General features: G+C 75.0%; 16 protein-coding genes. 15 read left to right on the plus strand and 1 reads right to left on the minus strand.

All coding sequences use genetic code 11. The features are described from left to right. Positions 1 to 681: 681 nt before the first annotated feature. The 7 genes from infB (at position 682) to truB (ending at position 7,037) form a co-directional block, all read left to right on the plus strand. Complete coding sequence (gene infB / locus ACFO3M_RS22265) at positions 682 to 2,514, plus strand: translation initiation factor IF-2 (protein WP_387994282.1); 1,833 nt, start codon at positions 682 to 684, stop codon at positions 2,512 to 2,514. Positions 2,515 to 2,621: 107 nt separating this feature from the next. After that, a complete protein-coding gene (locus tag ACFO3M_RS22270) occupies positions 2,622 to 2,918 on the plus strand; it encodes a DUF503 domain-containing protein (RefSeq protein ID WP_387994285.1) in 297 nt (98 codons plus the stop codon). Between the two features lie 109 nt (positions 2,919 to 3,027). After that, positions 3,028 to 3,507, plus strand: a complete 480-nt coding sequence (rbfA, locus tag ACFO3M_RS22275; protein ID WP_387994288.1) for a 30S ribosome-binding factor RbfA — start codon at positions 3,028 to 3,030, stop codon at positions 3,505 to 3,507. After that, positions 3,504 to 3,749 (plus strand): hypothetical protein, encoded by a 246-nt coding sequence (locus ACFO3M_RS22280; RefSeq protein ID WP_387994290.1) that lies wholly within the window; start codon positions 3,504 to 3,506, stop codon positions 3,747 to 3,749. The genes rbfA and ACFO3M_RS22280 overlap by 4 nt, the downstream gene beginning before the upstream one ends. A 3-nt stretch (positions 3,750 to 3,752) precedes the next feature. After that, the gene (locus ACFO3M_RS22285) at positions 3,753 to 4,763 is read left to right on the plus strand and encodes a DHH family phosphoesterase (protein WP_387994293.1); all 1,011 of its coding nucleotides are present in this window, start codon (positions 3,753 to 3,755) and stop codon (positions 4,761 to 4,763) included. Next, positions 4,760 to 6,064 carry an MATE family efflux transporter gene (locus ACFO3M_RS22290; protein ID WP_387994296.1) on the plus strand — a complete coding sequence of 435 codons (1,305 nt, stop codon included), beginning with the start codon at positions 4,760 to 4,762 and terminating at the stop codon, positions 6,062 to 6,064. Before ACFO3M_RS22285 ends, ACFO3M_RS22290 begins: the two co-directional genes overlap by 4 nt. A gap of 55 nt (positions 6,065 to 6,119) precedes the next feature. Next, positions 6,120 to 7,037, plus strand: a complete 918-nt coding sequence (gene truB, locus ACFO3M_RS22295; protein WP_387994299.1) for a tRNA pseudouridine(55) synthase TruB — start codon at positions 6,120 to 6,122, stop codon at positions 7,035 to 7,037. A 73-nt stretch (positions 7,038 to 7,110) separates the two neighbouring features. Here truB and ACFO3M_RS22300 read toward each other — a convergent pair whose 3' ends face one another. After that, positions 7,111 to 7,791, minus strand: a complete 681-nt coding sequence (locus ACFO3M_RS22300; RefSeq protein WP_387994302.1) for an HAD family hydrolase — start codon at positions 7,789 to 7,791, stop codon at positions 7,111 to 7,113. A gap of 72 nt (positions 7,792 to 7,863) precedes the next feature. Between ACFO3M_RS22300 and ACFO3M_RS22305 the strand changes: the two genes are divergently transcribed. The 8 genes from ACFO3M_RS22305 to dapB all read left to right on the plus strand — a co-directional run bounded on the left by ACFO3M_RS22305 (position 7,864) and on the right by dapB (position 16,018). Then, positions 7,864 to 8,187, plus strand: a complete 324-nt coding sequence (locus ACFO3M_RS22305; RefSeq protein WP_387994305.1) for an antibiotic biosynthesis monooxygenase family protein — start codon at positions 7,864 to 7,866, stop codon at positions 8,185 to 8,187. A gap of 119 nt (positions 8,188 to 8,306) precedes the next feature. Then, positions 8,307 to 9,446 (plus strand): branched-chain amino acid aminotransferase, encoded by a 1,140-nt coding sequence (locus ACFO3M_RS22310; protein ID WP_387994308.1) that lies wholly within the window; start codon positions 8,307 to 8,309, stop codon positions 9,444 to 9,446. Between the two features lie 32 nt (positions 9,447 to 9,478). Further along, positions 9,479 to 10,447: a bifunctional riboflavin kinase/FAD synthetase gene (locus ACFO3M_RS22315; RefSeq protein ID WP_387994310.1), complete on the plus strand. Its 969-nt coding sequence runs from the start codon at positions 9,479 to 9,481 to the stop codon at positions 10,445 to 10,447. Positions 10,448 to 10,575: 128 nt separating this feature from the next. Then, positions 10,576 to 10,845, plus strand: a complete 270-nt coding sequence (gene rpsO / locus ACFO3M_RS22320; protein WP_072920360.1) for a 30S ribosomal protein S15 — start codon at positions 10,576 to 10,578, stop codon at positions 10,843 to 10,845. A 247-nt stretch (positions 10,846 to 11,092) separates the two neighbouring features. After that, positions 11,093 to 13,375: a polyribonucleotide nucleotidyltransferase gene (locus tag ACFO3M_RS22325; protein ID WP_387994313.1), complete on the plus strand. Its 2,283-nt coding sequence runs from the start codon at positions 11,093 to 11,095 to the stop codon at positions 13,373 to 13,375. 40 nt (positions 13,376 to 13,415) lie between these two features. Beyond that, positions 13,416 to 14,756, plus strand: coding sequence for a M16 family metallopeptidase (locus tag ACFO3M_RS22330; protein ID WP_387994316.1), 1,341 nt, complete (start codon positions 13,416 to 13,418; stop codon positions 14,754 to 14,756). Positions 14,757 to 14,783: 27 nt separating this feature from the next. Continuing rightward, on the plus strand, positions 14,784 to 15,215 hold the full coding sequence (locus tag ACFO3M_RS22335; protein WP_387994319.1) for a VanZ family protein: 432 nt from the start codon (positions 14,784 to 14,786) through the stop codon (positions 15,213 to 15,215). Further along, positions 15,212 to 16,018, plus strand: coding sequence for a 4-hydroxy-tetrahydrodipicolinate reductase (gene dapB / locus ACFO3M_RS22340; protein WP_387994322.1), 807 nt, complete (start codon positions 15,212 to 15,214; stop codon positions 16,016 to 16,018). Before ACFO3M_RS22335 ends, dapB begins: the two co-directional genes overlap by 4 nt. Positions 16,019 to 16,252 lie beyond the last annotated feature (234 nt).

The following is a 16,252-nucleotide window of genomic DNA, read 5'->3' on the forward strand; positions in this document are numbered from 1 at the left end:
GGTGGCCCCGTCCCCGGTCCCGCGCGTCCGGGTGCCCCGCGCCCGGCGGCTCCCGGTGGGGCCCGTCCCGGCGGTGCCGCGCCCGGCGCCCCGGGTGCCGGCCCGCGTCCGGGCCCGCGTCCGGCCCCGCGGCCGGGCAACAACCCCTTCAGCAGCGCCCCGCGTCCGGGTCCGGCTGCCGGTGGCCCGCGTCCGGGCCCGGCGGCGGGTGGCCCGCGTCCGGGTCCCGGTGCCGGCGGTCCGCGCCCGGCACCCGGCGCCGGTGGTCCCCGTCCCGGTGGCCCGCGTCCGGGTCCCGGTGCGGGTGGTCCGCGTCCCGCGGCCGGTCCGGGTGGTCCCCGGCCGAACCCGGGCATGATGCCGCCCCGGCCGAACCCGGGCATGATGCCGCCGCGTCCGGCCGGTGCCGGCCGTCCCGGCGGCCCCGGTGGTGCCGGTGGCCGCGGCCGTCCCGGTGGTCCCGGCGGCGGTGGCGGTGGCGGTTTCCGTCCCGGCGGCGGTGGCCCCGGTGCCGGTGCGCCGGCCGGCGGTGGTTTCCGCGGCGGCGGCGGCGGCGGTGGCCGCGGCCGTGGTCGTGGCGGCTCCGGTGCGGGCACCGCGGGTGCCTTCGGGCGTCCGGGTGGCCGCGGTCCGGTCCGCGGGCGCAAGAGCAAGAAGCAGCGGCGCCAGGAGTTCGACCAGATGGCGGCGCCCAGCATGGGCGGCGTCAGCCTGCCCCGCGGCAACGGGCAGACCGTCCGGCTGCCCCGCGGCGCCTCGCTGACCGACCTGGCCGAGCGCATCGGCGCCCAGCCGGCCGCGCTGGTGACCGCCCTGTTCCACCTGGGCGAGATGGTCACCGCGACGCAGTCGGTGAACGAGGACACGCTGCAGCTGCTCGGTGCCGAGATCGGCTGGAACATCGAGGTCGTCAGCCCGGAGGACGAGGACCGCGAGCTCCTCGAGACCTTCGACCTGACCTTCGGTGACGAGGGCGACGAGGAGGACTGGGAGACCCGTCCGCCGGTCGTCACGGTCATGGGTCACGTCGACCACGGCAAGACGAAGCTGCTCGACGCCGTCCGCAACACCAACGTGGTGGCGCGGGAGGCCGGCGGCATCACCCAGCACATCGGTGCGTACCAGATCGCCACCGAGCTGGACGGCCAGGAGCGGGCGATCACCTTCATCGACACCCCGGGTCACGAGTCGTTCACCGCGATGCGTGCCCGTGGCGCGAAGGTCACCGACATCGTCGTCCTGGTGGTCGCCGCCGACGACGGCGTCATGCCGCAGACGGTCGAGGCGCTCAACCACGCCCAGGCCGCCGAGGTGCCGATCGTGGTCGCGGTGAACAAGGTGGACAAGGAGGGGGCCAACCCCGCCAAGATCCGCCAGCAGCTCACCGAGTACGGGCTGGTGGCCGAGGAGTACGGCGGCGACACGATGTTCGTCGACGTCTCGGCGGTCACCCGGCAGGGTCTGGACGACCTGCTGGCGGCGATCCTGCTCACCGCGGACGCCGCGCTCGACCTGCGCGCCAACACCGAGATGGACGCCCAGGGCGTCGTCATCGACGCCAAGCTCGACCGTGGCCGTGGCCCCGTCGCCACGGTGCTGGTCCAGCGCGGCACCCTGCGGGTCGGTGACTCGCTGGTCGCCGGTGACGCCTTCGGCCGCGTGCGGTCGCTGCTCGACGAGCACGGCGCGAAGCTCAAGGAGGCCACGCCGGCCCGCCCGGTCCAGGTCGTCGGTCTCACCTCGGTGCCGCGTGCCGGTGACACCTTCCTCGTCGTCGAGGAGGACCGGGTCGCCCGGCAGATCGCCGACCGGCGGCAGGCCCGCATCCGCAACGCGCAGAACGCCTCGATGCGCAAGCGGATCAGCCTCGAGGACCTCGACGCCGCGCTGAAGGAGAACCGCCAGCTCAACCTGATCATCAAGGGCGACAACTCGGGCACCGTCGAGGCGCTCGAGGACGCGCTCATGAAGATCGAGGTGAGCGACGACGTCTCGCTGCGGGTCATCCACCGCGGCGTCGGCGCGATCAGCAAGAGCGACATCGACCTGGCGCTGGCCGACGACGTCATCGTCATCGGCTTCAACGTCCGGGCCGAGGGCCAGGCCACCGAGCTCGCCAACCGCGAGGGCGTCGACGTCCGGTACTACTCGGTCCTCTACTCGGCGATCGAGGAGATCGAAGCGGCCCTCAAGGGCATGCTCAAGCCGGAGTTCGAGGAGGTCGAGCTCGGCACGGCGGAGATCCGCGAGGTCTTCCGGGTGCCGCGCATCGGCAACGTCGCGGGCTCGATCGTCCGCAGCGGCACGATCACCCGGAACTCGAAGGCCCGGGTCATCCGCGACGGTGTGGTGATCGCCGACAACCTGACGGTCGAGTCGCTGCGCCGCTTCAAGGACGACGTCACCGAGGTCCGCGAGGGCTACGAGTGCGGTATCGGCCTGGGGTCGTTCAACGACGTCAAGGTCGAGGACGTCATCGAGACCTTCGAGGTCCGCGAGAAGCCGCGCGATTGACGAAGGGCCCCCTCGCCCCCCACCACTCGCAGGCTCGTGGCGGGGCCCTGCGAGGGGGCCACACCGGCACGTGATCGACGTCGTCAGGCACCAGGGAGGCGGTAAGCGTGTTCACCGGCACGCTCACCGCCGACCTGCTGCTGGGCGACGTCCACTCGCTCAAGGGCAAGCGCGCCGTGGTCCGGCCCATCGTGGCCGAGCTGCGGCGCCGCTTCGCCGTGGCCGCGGCCGAGGTGGGCGACGTCGACCTGCACCGCCGCGTGCAGGTCGGCGTCGCCACCGTCGCGGGGGACGCCGGCCAGGTGACCGACGTCCTCGACGCCTGCGAGCGGTTGCTGGCCGAGCGGCCGGAGGTGACGCTGCTGTCGACGCACCGGCAGCTGTTCTCCGACACCGACGCCTGATGAAGGACCCCCTCGCCCCCCACCCCTCGCAGGCTCGGGGCGGGCCCCTGCGAGGGGGCCGCCCACTGTCCACCGGCGTCCTCGACGCCCCGACCCCCGGAGGTCCGCCGTGGCCGACCCCGCCCGCGCCCGCAAGCTCGCGGTGCGCATCCGACAGATCGTCTCCGCCGCGATCGAGTCCCAGATCAAGGACCCCCGGCTGGGCATGGTCACCGTGACCGACGCGCGGGTGACCAGCGACCTGCGCGAGGCCACCGTCTTCTACACCGTCTACGGCGACGCCACCGCCGTCGCGGACTCCGCCAAGGCGCTCGCCTCGGCCACCGGGGTGCTGCGCTCGACCGTGGGCCGGCAGACCGGCATCAAGTTCGTGCCGACGCTGACCTTCGTCGCCGACCACGTGCCCGACACCGCGCGCGAGCTCGACGAGGCCCTCGAGCGGGTCCGGCACGCCGACGCCGAGCTCGCCCGCCTGCGCGAGCACGCCACCTACGCCGGCGAGGCCGACCCCTACCGGCACCCGGAGGAGGACGACGAGACCTCCGACGCCGACGTCAGCACGTCCCCCGAGCACAGGAGTGCCTCGTGAGCGAGAACGACCCGGACCCGTACCTCCCCGGGGAGGGGCAGGGCCGCTCGGAGCTCGGCGGGCGGGCCGAGCCGAACGCCGGCGACCCCACCGACGGCGGCCGCGAGGGCCAGATCGGGGCGGTGCCCTCCATCGCGGAGGACGAGCCCGACGACGGCGGCCCGCCGCTGCCGCCCGGGGGCGGGCGGGTGACCGAGGACCGCAACGCACCCCCGGTGGCCGATCCCGGCCCCGACGCCTGACCCGTGACCGCGCCGACCGCCGGGGTGCCCCTGCGCACCCCGGCCGCCGTGCTGGCCGCGGCCGCCGACACCGGCGCCACCGTCGTGCTCAGCGGGCACGTGCAGCCCGACGCCGACGCGCTGGGCAGCACCCTGGCCCTCGCCGAGGGGCTGCGCCGCCGCGGCGCCCGGGTGACCGCCACGTTCCCCGGCCGCCCCGTGCTGCCGGACTCGCTCGGCTGGCTGCCCGGGACCGAGGGCCTGGTGCCCTCGACCGCCGTCCCCGCGTCCCCGGACGTCTTCGTCAGCCTCGACGCCGCCTCGCCCGCCCGCCTGGGCGAGCTGGCCGCGCTGCTCGGCGACGCCGGCACCTCCGTCGTCGTCGACCACCACGCGAGCAACCCCGGCTTCGGGGACGTGCGGCTGGTCGACCCGGCCGCCCCGGCGACCGTCGTCCTCGTCGCCGGCCTGCTCGACGAGCTCGGCGTCGCCCTCGACGCCGGCCTGGCCACGGTGCTGTACGCCGGCCTGGCCGCCGACACCGGCTCCTTCCGCTTCAGCAGCACCCGGCCGGACACCCACGTGCTGGCCGCCCGGCTGCTGTCCACCGGCATCGACCACGCGGCCATCAGCCAGCGGCTGTTCGACACCGCCCCGTTCGGCTGGCTGCGGCTGCTGTCGGCGGTGACCGGGCGGGCGGTGCTCGAGCCCGGCGTCGGCGCCGGGCTGGTGTGGACCTGGTCGAGCACCGCTGAGGCGGCCGGGCACGGCCTGCCCGGCGAGCAGCTCGAGGCGCTGGTCGACGTCGTCCGGTCGACCGCCGAGGCCGACGTCGCCTGCGTGCTCAAGGGACAGGACGACGGCTCGTGGGCGGTGTCGCTGCGCTCGCGCGGCGGCACCGACGTCGCCCGTGTCGCGATGGCGCTGGGCGGCGGCGGGCACCGGGCCGCGGCGGGCTTCACCTCGCACCTGGACCGCGAGGCGACGATGGCGGCGATCCGTGCCCTGGTGTCGTCCGCGACGACGGCGCGGTGACGGAGCGGGCGCCGTCCGTCCTGGGGCTGGCCGTCCCGGCGCTGGTCGTGCTGGCCGCCGAGCCGCTGTACCTGCTGGTCGACACCGCGGTCGTCGGCAACCTGGGCACCGTCCCCCTGGGCGGGCTCGCCGTCGGCGGCGGGCTGCTGGCCTGGGCGGCCGCGCTGCTCAACTTCCTCGCCTACGGCACCACCGCCCGCGCCGCCCGCCGCGCCGGGGCCGGGGACCGCGCCGGGGCGGTCGCCGAGGGCGTGCAGGCCACCTGGCTGGCGCTGCTGCTCGGCGCCGCCGTCGTCGTGCTCTTCCAGCTCCTGGCCGGCCCGCTGACCCGCGCCCTGGCCGGCGGGCCCGGAGAGGTGGCCGCGGCGGGGGAGCAGTGGCTGCGGATCGCCGGCTGCGGCGCGCCGCTGCTGCTGGTGTCCCTGGCCGGCAACGGCTGGCTGCGCGGCGTGCAGGACCTCCGCCGGCCGGTGCGCTTCGTGCTCGCCGGCAGCCTGCTGAGCCTGGTGCTCTGCCCGCTGCTGGTGCACCCGGCCGGCCTCGGGCTGCCCGGCTCCGCGGTGGCCAACCTCGTCGGCCAGTCGCTCACCGCGTCGCTGTTCGTGCGGGCGCTGCTGCGCGAGGGCGCCGACTGGCGGTTCCGGCCGGCCGCCGTGCGGGCGCAGCTGGTCCTCGGCCGCGACCTGCTGCTGCGCGCCACCGTGCTGCAGCTGGCCTTCCTGGTCGCCGCCGGGGTCGCCGCGCGCGCCGGGCAGGCGCAGCTCGGCGCCCACCAGATCGCGCTGCAGCTGTTCCTCTTCCTCGCGCTGGTCCTCGACGCCTACGCCATCGCCGCGCAGACGCTGGTCGGCCACGCGCTCGGTGCCGGCCGGCCCGGCGAGGCCCGCGCCACCGCCCGCCGGGTCACCCTGTGGGGCCTGGGCACCGGCGTGCTGGTCGCCGTCGCGCTGCTGGCCGGCCGCGACCTGCTCGTGCCGCTGTTCAGCGGCGACCCCGCCGTCCGGGAGCAGGCGGAGCTGGTCTGGTGGTTCCTCGCCGGGTTCCAGCCGCTGGCCGGGGTCGTCTTCGCCCTCGACGGCGTGCTCATGGGGGCGGGCGACGTCGCCTACCTGCGCACGGTCACCGTCGGCGCCGCGCTGGTCGGCTTCCTGCCCCTGTCGCTGCTGTCGGGACCGCTGGGCTGGGGGCTGGCCGGGGTCTGGACCGGGCTCACGGCGTTCATCGCGCTGCGGCTCGTCGCGGTGCTCGCCCGGGTGGCGGGGGACAGGTGGCTGACCGCGCCTGCGACGGTGGGGGCGTGAGCTCACCCCACGACGACGCTCCGCCGGCGCTCCACGTCTCCGCGGGGACCCCGGCATGAGCCGCCGCCGCGCCGCCGACGCCGACGTCACCCCGGGGATCCTGCTGGTCGACAAGCCCGGCGGGATGACCTCGCACGACGTCGTCGCCCGGGCCCGGCGGGTGCTGTCGGTCCGCCGGGTCGGCCACGCCGGCACCCTCGACCCGATGGCCACCGGCCTGCTCGTGCTCGGCGTCGGGTCGGCGACCCGGCTGCTGGGCCACCTGGGCGGCTCGGACAAGGTCTACGACGCCACGATCCGTCTCGGGCAGACCACCGTGACCGACGACCGCGAGGGCGAGGTCCTCACCACCACCCCCGCCGGGCACCTCGACGACGACGCGATCCGCGCGGCGCTGGCCGCCCAGACCGGCCCGCTGCTGCAGGTGCCCTCGTCGGTCAGCGCGGTGAAGGTCGGCGGCCGCCGCTCCTACGACCGCGTCCGGGCCGGCGAGGAGGTCGTGCTCGAGCCCCGCCCGGTCACCGTGCACCGCATCGACGTGCACCGCGTCGACCGGACCGGGCCCGGCCTGGTCGACGTCGAGGTCACCGTGTCCTGCTCCGCCGGGACGTACGTCCGCGCCATCGCCCGCGACGCCGGGGCCGCGCTCGGCGTCGGCGGGCACCTCACCGCGCTGCGCCGCACCGCCTCCGGCCCGTTCACCACCGCGCAGGCCACCCCGGTCGAGGAGGCCGCGGCCGCGCTCGCCGCCGGGGGCGGGCCGGGGACGCTGACCCTCCCCGAGGCCGCGACGGCGATCTACCCCGAGCGGCGGCTCACCGACGACGAGGCCCGCGCCCTCGGGTACGGCCAGCGGGTCGCGGCGACCGGGCGGCCGGGGCTCAGCGCCGCCGTCGACCCGGCGGGCCGGCTAGTCGCGCTCGTCGAGGACGCCGGGTCCACCGCCCGGGTCGCCGTCGGCTTCCCCGGGTGACGGTCTGGAACGGCTCCCGTGCAGGGGCCCTCCGCCTGCGCGTGCGAGGCGTGGGGGCACGGGGGTCCTCCGCCTAGTCCCGGACGAGCTTGCCGATCAGCGAGTCGTCCAGGTGGTCGAGGAGGTCGGCGGGGTCGTCGTACACCTCGTCGGCACCGGCGTCCTCCAGCTCGGCGCGGGAGATGCCGCCGCAGGTCAGCGCGATGCACGGCAGCCCGGCGTCGCGCGCGGACCGCACGTCCCAGACGGTGTCCCCGACGACGACGGTGCGCGCGGCGTCCAGGCCGTGCTGGTCGACGGCGGTCTGCAACAGGTCCGGCGCCGGCTTGGCCGCCTCGACGTCGGCCGAGGAGGTGGCCCCGTCGACGACGTCGTCGCCGCCGATCGCCGGCACCATCCACTCCAGGTCCGAGTCCTTGCCGCTGGTGGCCAGCACCACGGCCAGCTCCCGCTCCCGGCACGCGGCCAGCAGCTCGTCGACGCGCGGGAAGGCGGTCACCAGCTCGCGCAGCGGCTCGTAGCGGCGGGTCTTGGCGTCGGACACCTCGCCGGCGTCGTCGGCGTCCTCACCGAGGAGGTGGGTGACCAGCTCCTCGCTGGCGATGCCGATCGCCCGGTGGCAGTCGGCCATCGACACCTCGGGGTGCCCGGTGTCGCGGAACGCCTGCCACCAGGCGAGGACCTGCAGGTAGTTCGTGTCGAGCAGGGTGCCGTCGACGTCGAACAGCACGCCGGGCCGTGGAGCCGGGGTCATCGGGCCATCCTGGCCCGGCCCGCGGGAGGCCGCAGGGGATTGACGGTCCCCGCGGGCGGGAAGGGGGCTGCCATGAGCGTCGTCAAGATCAACGCCATCACCGTGCCGCCGCACATGCAGGAGCGCTTCGAGGAGCGCTTCCGCGGCCGCGCCGGCGCCGTGGAGAAGACCCCGGGCTTCGAGTGGTTCGAGCTGCTGCGGCCGCTGGAGGGCACCGACCAGTACCTCGTCTACACCCGGTGGGAGAGCGAGGAGGCCTACCGCTCCTGGGAGGACGGGCAGGACTTCGCCCGCGCCCACGAGGGCGGGGGTGACGAGCTCGCCCCGGCGGCCAGCGACTCGCAGCACCTGTGGTCCTACGAGGTCGTCGAGAGCTCGGCGCCGGACCGGCCCTGACCCGCGCGGGCGACGGCGGCGGTCGGCTCCCGGCAGCCGCCGGGCCCGGGGCTACTGTGAGCGGAGGGGCGGCCCCGACGCCGCCCCGGCCGCAGACGGAGCACGCGCAGGTGGGAGCCATGACCGACACGCTCGCCGACAGCAGGACCACGCCCCGGGTCTTCACCGAGGGCGTGCCGGTGACCGTGGAGGACGTGACCCGCCGCCCGGCCGCCGAGCGCCGGGCGGTGCTCGCCGACCCCGGCTTCGGCCGGCACTTCACCGACTCGATGTTCGTGGCCCGCTGGACCGCCGGTCGCGGCTGGCACGACGCCCGGCTCACCGCGTACGCGCCGCTGCAGGTGGACCCGGCCACCGCCGCGCTGCACTACGCGCAGTCGATCTTCGAGGGCCTCAAGGCCTACGCCCAGCCCGACGGCAGCGTCGCGACCTTCCGGCCCGAGGCCAACGCGGCCCGCTTCGCCCGGAGCGCCCGCCGGCTGGCGATGCCGCCGGTGCCCGAGGAGGCGTTCATCGCCGCCGTCGACGCGCTCGTCGACGCCGACCGCGACTGGGTGCCCACCGGCCCCGACCAGACGCTGTACCTCCGGCCCTACCAGCTGGCCACCGAGCCCTTCCTCGGCGTGCGCCCGGCCAACGAGTACCTGTTCCTCGTCATCGCCAGCCCGGCCGGCGCGTACTTCCCGCGCGGCGTGCACCCGGTGAGCGTCTACCTGTCCGAGGACTACATCCGGGCCGCGCCCGGCGGCACCGGCGACGTCAAGTGCGCCGGCAACTACGCCGCCAGCCTGCTGGCCCAGGAGCAGGCCATCGCCGCCGGCTGCGACCAGGTCGTCTGGCTCGACGCGCTGGAGAAGCGCTACGTCGAGGAGATGGGCGGGATGAACCTGTTCTTCGTCCTCGGCTCCGGCGACGACGCCGAGCTGGTCACCCCCGAGCTCACCGGCACGCTGCTGCCCGGCATCACCCGCGAGTCGCTGGTCACCGTGGCCCGCGACCGCGGCATGCGGGTGACCGAGCGCCGGTTCAGCGTCGACGAGTGGCGCTCCGGCGTGGCCGACGGCACGGTCACCGAGACCTTCGCCTGCGGCACCGCCGCGGTCATCACCCCGGTCGGCGAGGTGAAGGCGCGCACCGGCGACTTCACCGTCGGCGACGGGACGCCGGGGCCGGTGACCATGGGCCTGCGCGAGCACCTGCTCGACATCCAGCACGGCCGGGTGCCCGACACCCACGGCTGGCTGCACCGGGTCGCCTGAGCGACCCGGCGGCGACACGGGGGAGCGGGCGGGTGCGGCACTGGCGTGGGCTGGCCGACGTCCCGGCCGACCTGGGCCGGACGGTGGTCACCGTCGGCATGTACGACGGCGTCCACCGCGGCCACCAGCAGCTGATCGGCACCGCCGTCGCCCGCGCGCGGGCGCTGCACCGGCCGTGCGTGCTGGTCACCTTCGACCCGCACCCGACCGAGGTCGTGCGGCCCGGCTCGCACCCGGCGATCCTCACCTCCCTGGACCGCAAGGCCGAGCTGGTCGCCGGGCTCGGCGTCGACGCGATGTGCGTCATCCCGTTCACGCCCGAGTTCAGCCGGCTCACCCCCGAGGAGTTCGCCCACGGCGTGCTCGTCGAGGACCTGCACGCCGCGGCGGTCGTCGTCGGCGAGAACTTCACCTACGGGCACAGGGCCGCCGGGAACGTCACCACGCTGACCCAGGAGGGCCGCCGGTTCGGCTTCGCCGTCGAGGGGATCCCGCTGGCCGGCGACGCCTCCGCCGACGGCGAGGTGACGATCTCCTCGACCTACATCCGCGCCTGCGTCGCCGCCGGGGACATGGAGAGCGCGGCGCGCGCGCTGGGCCGCCCGCACCGGGTCGACGGCGTCGTCGTCCGCGGCGACCGGCGCGGCCGGGAGCTCGGCTACCCGACGGCGAACGTCGAGTGCCCGCCGTACACCGCGATCCCCGCCGACGGCGTCTACGCCGGGTCCCTGGTCACCCGCGACCCCGCCGGGCGCACGCTCGACAGCCGCCCCGCCGCGGTCTCGGTGGGCACCAACCCCACCTTCCAGGGCTCCCGGCGCACCGTGGAGGCCCACGTCCTCGACTTCGCCGGCGACCTCTACGGCGAGCACGTCGGCGTCGAGTTCGTCTCCCGGCTGCGCCCGATGACCGCCTTCGCCGGGGTCGACGAGCTGGTGACGGCCATGGCCGCCGACGTCGTCCGCACCCGCGCCGTCCTGGGGCTGCCCCCCGCCGGGTGATCACCGCGGCGGGCCCCCGCCGGCGCGCTGGTAGCCTCGCAGGTGTCGGGCCCCGCCCGACGTGTGTGCACACCTGCCCCCGTGACCCAGACCGGGGGCCACACCCGACCTGGCCAGGAGGCCCGCCCATGGCGCTCGACAGCGCGACGAAGCAGCAGATCATGACCGAGTACGCGACGGTCGAGAAGGACACGGGCTCGCCCGAGGTCCAGGTCGCGATGCTCACCCGCCGGATCAGCGACCTGACCGAGCACCTCAAGCAGCACAAGCACGACCACCACAGCCGGCGCGGCCTGCTGCTGCTGGTCGGCCGCCGTCGCCGGCTGCTGAACTACCTGGCGAAGACCGACATCAACCGCTACCGCTCGCTCATCGAGCGGCTCGGTCTGCGCCGCTGACCCAGAGGGGACCGTCCCGCCCGGGACGGTCCCCTCTCTCGTGGGGCACCCGCCCCACGGGACCCCCGGCGCCCCGCCCGCGCACCCCGACGCCGGCCGGTCCTCGGTGGTGGCCCCCGGGAATGCCCCTCCACGGGAGGGGGAACGACCCCCGTGGGCTTCGATCGAAGACCGGTCACCCGGGAGCAGTCCGGCGCAGGACGCCACGAAGAGGACGTCGCCGCATGCGACGTAGGAAGAGGACGACGTGTCCGCACCCACCACCCAGGGCAGCATCGCTGCCGAGTACGACCCCGAGGACGGGGTCACCACCGCCACCGCGGTCATCGACAACGGCAGCCACGGCAGCCGCAGCATCACCTTCGAGACCGGGCGGCTGGCCAAGCAGGCCGCCGGCTCGGTCGTCGTCAGCATGGGCGACACCATGCTGCTGTCGGCCACCACGGCCAGCAGGCAGCCCAAGGAGCACTTCGACTTCTTCCCGCTGACGGTCGACGTCGAGGAGCGGATGTACGCCGCCGGGCGCATCCCCGGCTCGTTCTTCCGCCGCGAGGGCCGCCCCAGCGAGGACGCGATCCTCACCTGCCGGCTCATCGACCGGCCGCTGCGGCCGACCTTCGCCAAGGGCCTGCGCAACGAGGTCCAGGTCGTCATCACCGTGCTGTCGCTGGACCCGGCGCACCTCTACGACGTGCTCGCCATCAACGGCGCGTCGGCGTCCACCCAGCTGTCGGGCCTGCCGTTCTCCGGCCCGGTCGGCGGCACCCGCGTCGCCCTGGTGGGCGGCCAGTGGATCGGCTTCCCCACGCACGCCGAGCTCGAGGACGCCGTCTTCGACATGGTCGTGGCCGGCCGCGTGCTCCCCGACGGCGACGTCGCGATCATGATGGTCGAGGCCGAGGCCACCGAGAAGACGATCGAGCTGGTCCGCGGCGGCGCCACCGCGCCGACCGAGGAGGTCGTCGCCCAGGGCCTCGAGGCCGCCAAGCCCTTCATCAAGGCGCTGTGCGAGGCGCAGACGGCGCTGGCCGAGAAGGCCGCCAAGCCGGTCGCGGAGTTCCCGCGCTTCCTGGACTACCAGGACGACGTGTACGCCGCCGTCGAGTCCGCCGCCCTCGAGCGGCTGACCGAGGCGCAGGCCATCGCCGGCAAGCAGGAGCGCAACGACGCCACCGACGCGCTCAAGGACGAGGTCGCCGCCTCGCTGGCCGAGCAGTTCGCCGGCCGCGAGAAGGAGGTGTCGGCCGCCTTCCGCGCCGTCACCAAGAAGGTCGTCCGGCAGCGCATCCTGCGCGACAAGGTCCGCATCGACGGCCGCGGCGTCACCGACATCCGGCCGCTGTCGGCCGAGGTCGAGGTCGTCCCGCGGGTGCACGGCTCGGCGCTGTTCGAGCGCGGCGAGACCCAGATCTTGGGCGTCACCACGCTGAACATGCTCCGCATGGAGCAGCAGCTCGACACGCTCTCGCCCGAGACGCGCAAGCGCTACATGCACAACTACAACTTCCCGCCGTACTCCACCGGCGAGACCGGCCGCGTGGGCTCGCCCAAGCGCCGCGAGATCGGCCACGGCGCGCTCGCCGAGCGCGCCCTGCTGCCGGTGCTGCCCGACCGCGAGGAGTTCCCCTACGCGATCCGGCAGGTGTCCGAGGCCCTGGGCTCCAACGGCTCGACGTCGATGGGCTCGGTCTGCGCCTCGACCCTGTCGCTGCTCAACGCCGGTGTGCCGCTGCGCGCCCCGGTCGCCGGCATCGCCATGGGCCTGGTCTCCGACGAGGTCGACGGCAGGACCGAGTACGTCGCGCTGACCGACATCCTCGGCGCCGAGGACGCCTTCGGCGACATGGACTTCAAGGTCGCCGGCACCAAGGACTTCGTCACGGCCCTGCAGCTGGACACCAAGCTCGACGGCATCCCGTCCGACGTGCTCGCCCAGGCGCTGACCCAGGCCCGCGCCGCCCGCCTGCACATCCTCGACGTGATGAACGAGGCCATCGACGGCCCCGACGAGATGAGCCCCTACGCCCCGCGCGTGACCACGGTGCGCATCCCGGTCGACAAGATCGGCGCGGTCATCGGCCCCAAGGGCCAGATGATCAACTCGATCCAGGACGAGACCGGCGCCGAGATCACCATCGAGGACGACGGCACGATCTACGTCGGCGCCTCCGACGGCCCGTCGGCCCAGGCCGCGGTCGACCGCATCAACGCGATCGCCAACCCGCAGATGCCGAAGGTCGGGGAGCGCTTCCTCGGCACCGTCGTCAAGACGACGCCGTTCGGCGCCTTCGTCTCGCTGCTGCCGGGCAAGGACGGCCTGGTGCACATCAGCAAGCTGGGCGGCGGCAAGCGGATCGGCAAGGTCGAGGACGTCGTGAACGTCGGCGACAAGCTGCAGGTCGAGATCACCGACATCGACGCCCGCGGCAAGATCAGCCTGGTCCCGGTGGCCGCCGAGGGCGAGGGCGAGGGTGCCGCCGCCGGCGACGGCGCGGCCCCGGCCGACGCCCCCGCTCCCGCGGAGGCCTGACACGGTCGCCGAACCGACGCCGACCGGGGCCGGGGCCGGCGTGGGGTCCACCGACCTCACGTCCGCCCCGGCCCCGGTCGGTGTCGCCCGCGTCATCGACGTCGACGAGGTCGGCGGCCGGGTCGAGCGCACGGTGCTGCCCGGCGGGCTGCGCGTGCTCACCGAGACGATGCCCGGCGTCCACTCGGCCACCCTCGGCATCTGGGTGGGCGTCGGCTCCCGGGACGAGACCGACCGGGTCGCCGGCGCCTCGCACTTCCTCGAGCACCTGCTGTTCAAGGGCACCCGCAGCCGCAGCGCCCTGGAGATCGCGACGGCGATGGACGCCGTCGGCGGTGAGATGAACGCCTTCACCGCCAAGGAGCACACCTGCTACTACGCCAACGTGCTCGCCAGCGACCTCCCGCTGGCGGTCACGCTGCTCGGCGACCTGGTGACCGAGGCGCTCAACACCGCCGAGGACCTGGAGTCCGAGCGGACGGTGGTGCTCGAGGAGATCGCCATGCGCGACGACGAGCCCTCCGACCTGGTGCACGACCTGTTCGCCGAGACGCTTTTCGGCGGCACCCCGCTGGGCCGATCGGTGCTCGGCACCGTCGAGTCGATCGAGGGGCTGACCCGCGACGACGTCGACGGCTGGTACCGCTCGCGCTACTCCGTCCCCTCGATGGTGGTCACCGCCGCCGGCCGGGTGGGCCACCAGCAGGTGGTCGACCTGGTGACGGCGGTCTTCGGCGACCGGCTGTCCGGTACGGCGTCCCCGGCACCGCTGCGCCGCGGCGAGGAACTGGTCCCCGGCCGCCCCGCGCGGCCCGCCGGGCTGGTCAGCCGGAAGACCGAGCAGACGCACCTGCTGCTGGGCAGCCTCGCGCTCAGCCGGTTCGACGAGCGGCGCTACGCCGCCGCGGTCCTGGAGACGGCGGTGGGCGGCGGGATGAGCTCGCGGCTGTTCCAGGAGATCCGGGAGAAGCGCGGCCTGGTCTACAGCGTCGGGTCGGCGCTGACCTCCTACGCCGGCACCGGCGCGTTCTCCGTCTACGCCGGCTGCGCCAAGAAGCGGGTGCCCGAGGTGCTGCGCCTGGTGCGCGAGGAGCTGGCCCGGGTGGCCGCCGAGGGGCTCACCTCCGAGGAGGTGGCCCGCGGCCGCGGTCAGCTGCGCGGCGGGACGGTGCTCGGCCTCGAGGACACCGGTTCGCGGATGAGCCGGCTGGGCAAGAGCGAGCTGTCGTACGGGGAGTACGTCCCGGTGCGCGAGGTGCTCGACCGGATCGCCGCGGTCGACGAGGGGCAGGTGCGCGCGGTCGCCGCGGACCTGCTGGGCCGGGAGACCTGCCTCGCCGTCGTCGGCCCCTACCGGGAGTCCGACCTCGACCGGCTCTGACCCCGCCCAGCCCGACCCCGGAGACCGATGACCGACCCGAGTCCCTCCCCGGCGTTCCGCGTGCACGGTGCGCTGTCCCGCGGCGCCTTCGCGGTGACGGTGCTCGTCTCGCTCGCCGTGCTGTTCGCGCCGGCCTCCGACGTCCCCGCCGCCCCTCCGGGCGTGGACAAGCTCGTCCATCTCGCGCTGTTCCTGGCGCTGGCGCTCGCCGGCCGGTGGGCGGGGACGCGGCCGGGACCGCTGGCGGTGCTCCTGCTCGCCTACGGCGCGGTCAGCGAGGTCGTCCAGGCGGTGACGTCGCTGCAGCGCTCGGGCTCGGTCCTCGACTGGCTCGCCGACGCCGCCGGCGTCGCGCTCGGCCTGCTGCTGTGGGCGGTGGGGGAGCGCCGGGCCGCCCGGGTGACCGGTGCGGAGGCCGTCTTGCATCGGGACGGGCCGCCGGGAAGCCTGACCCGGTGACCACGAGCACCCCCGCACCCCACCAGCAGGCGACCGGCGCGACCACGGGCGAGCCGCCCCGGATCTCGGTCGGTGTGCTCGGCGCCCGGGGCCGGATGGGCACCGAGGTGGTGAAGGCGGTCAACGCCGCCGACGACCTCGAGCTCGTCGCGATGGTCGACGAGGGGGACTGGCTGTTCAACGTCGCCGACGCCGGCGCGCAGGTGGTCGTCGACTTCACCCGCCCGGACGTCGTCATGGACAACATCCGGTTCTGCATCGACCAGAACATCCACTGCGTCGTCGGGACGACGGGCTTCGACGAGCAGAAGCTGGCGACGGTCGCCGAGTGGCTGGAGCCCAAGCCCGAGGTGGGCGTGGTCATCGCCCCCAACTTCGGCATCGGCGCGGTGCTGCTCATGCGCTTCGCCCAGGAGGCCGCGCGCTTCTTCCCCTCCACGGAGATCGTCGAGCTGCACCACCCGAACAAGGTCGACGCCCCGTCGGGCACCGCCGTCCGCACCGCGCGCCTCGTGGCCGCCGCACGCCGGGCGGCCGGGCTGCCGGCGTCGCCGGACGCGACCACCGACTCGCTGCCCGGTGCCCGCGGTGCCGACGTCGAGGGCATCCCGGTGCACGCGGTGCGGCTCACCGGCCTGGTCGCGCACCAGGAGGTCCTCATGGGCGCGGCGGGGGAGACCCTGACGCTGCGGCACGACTCCTTCGACCGCGCGTCCTTCATGCCCGGCGTCCTGCTCGCCGTCCGCGAGATCGGCGCGCGGCCGGGGCTGACCGTGGGGATCGAGACCTTCCTCGGTCTCTGACCGCCCGTGACGGGGTGTGACCGAGACCCCGTGTGCACGCCCGCCGGGAGTCGTGTACTGTTCTCTTCGCGCCGGACGAGCCCGCGAGGGCCACGGAGGAGCACCCGAGCGGTGCAGGACTCCGGAGCCGGCGTAGAGTAGGACAAGCAGCCACCGAGGAAGCCCGAGAGGGTCGAGTTGGTGTGCGTCCGCTCCTTGAGAACTCAACAGCGTGCCGAAAGTCAGTGCCAAGTA

Origin of the sequence: Geodermatophilus arenarius, from assembly GCF_042654585.1 — a bacterium.
Taxonomy (GTDB): domain Bacteria; phylum Actinomycetota; class Actinomycetes; order Mycobacteriales; family Geodermatophilaceae; genus Geodermatophilus; species Geodermatophilus arenarius.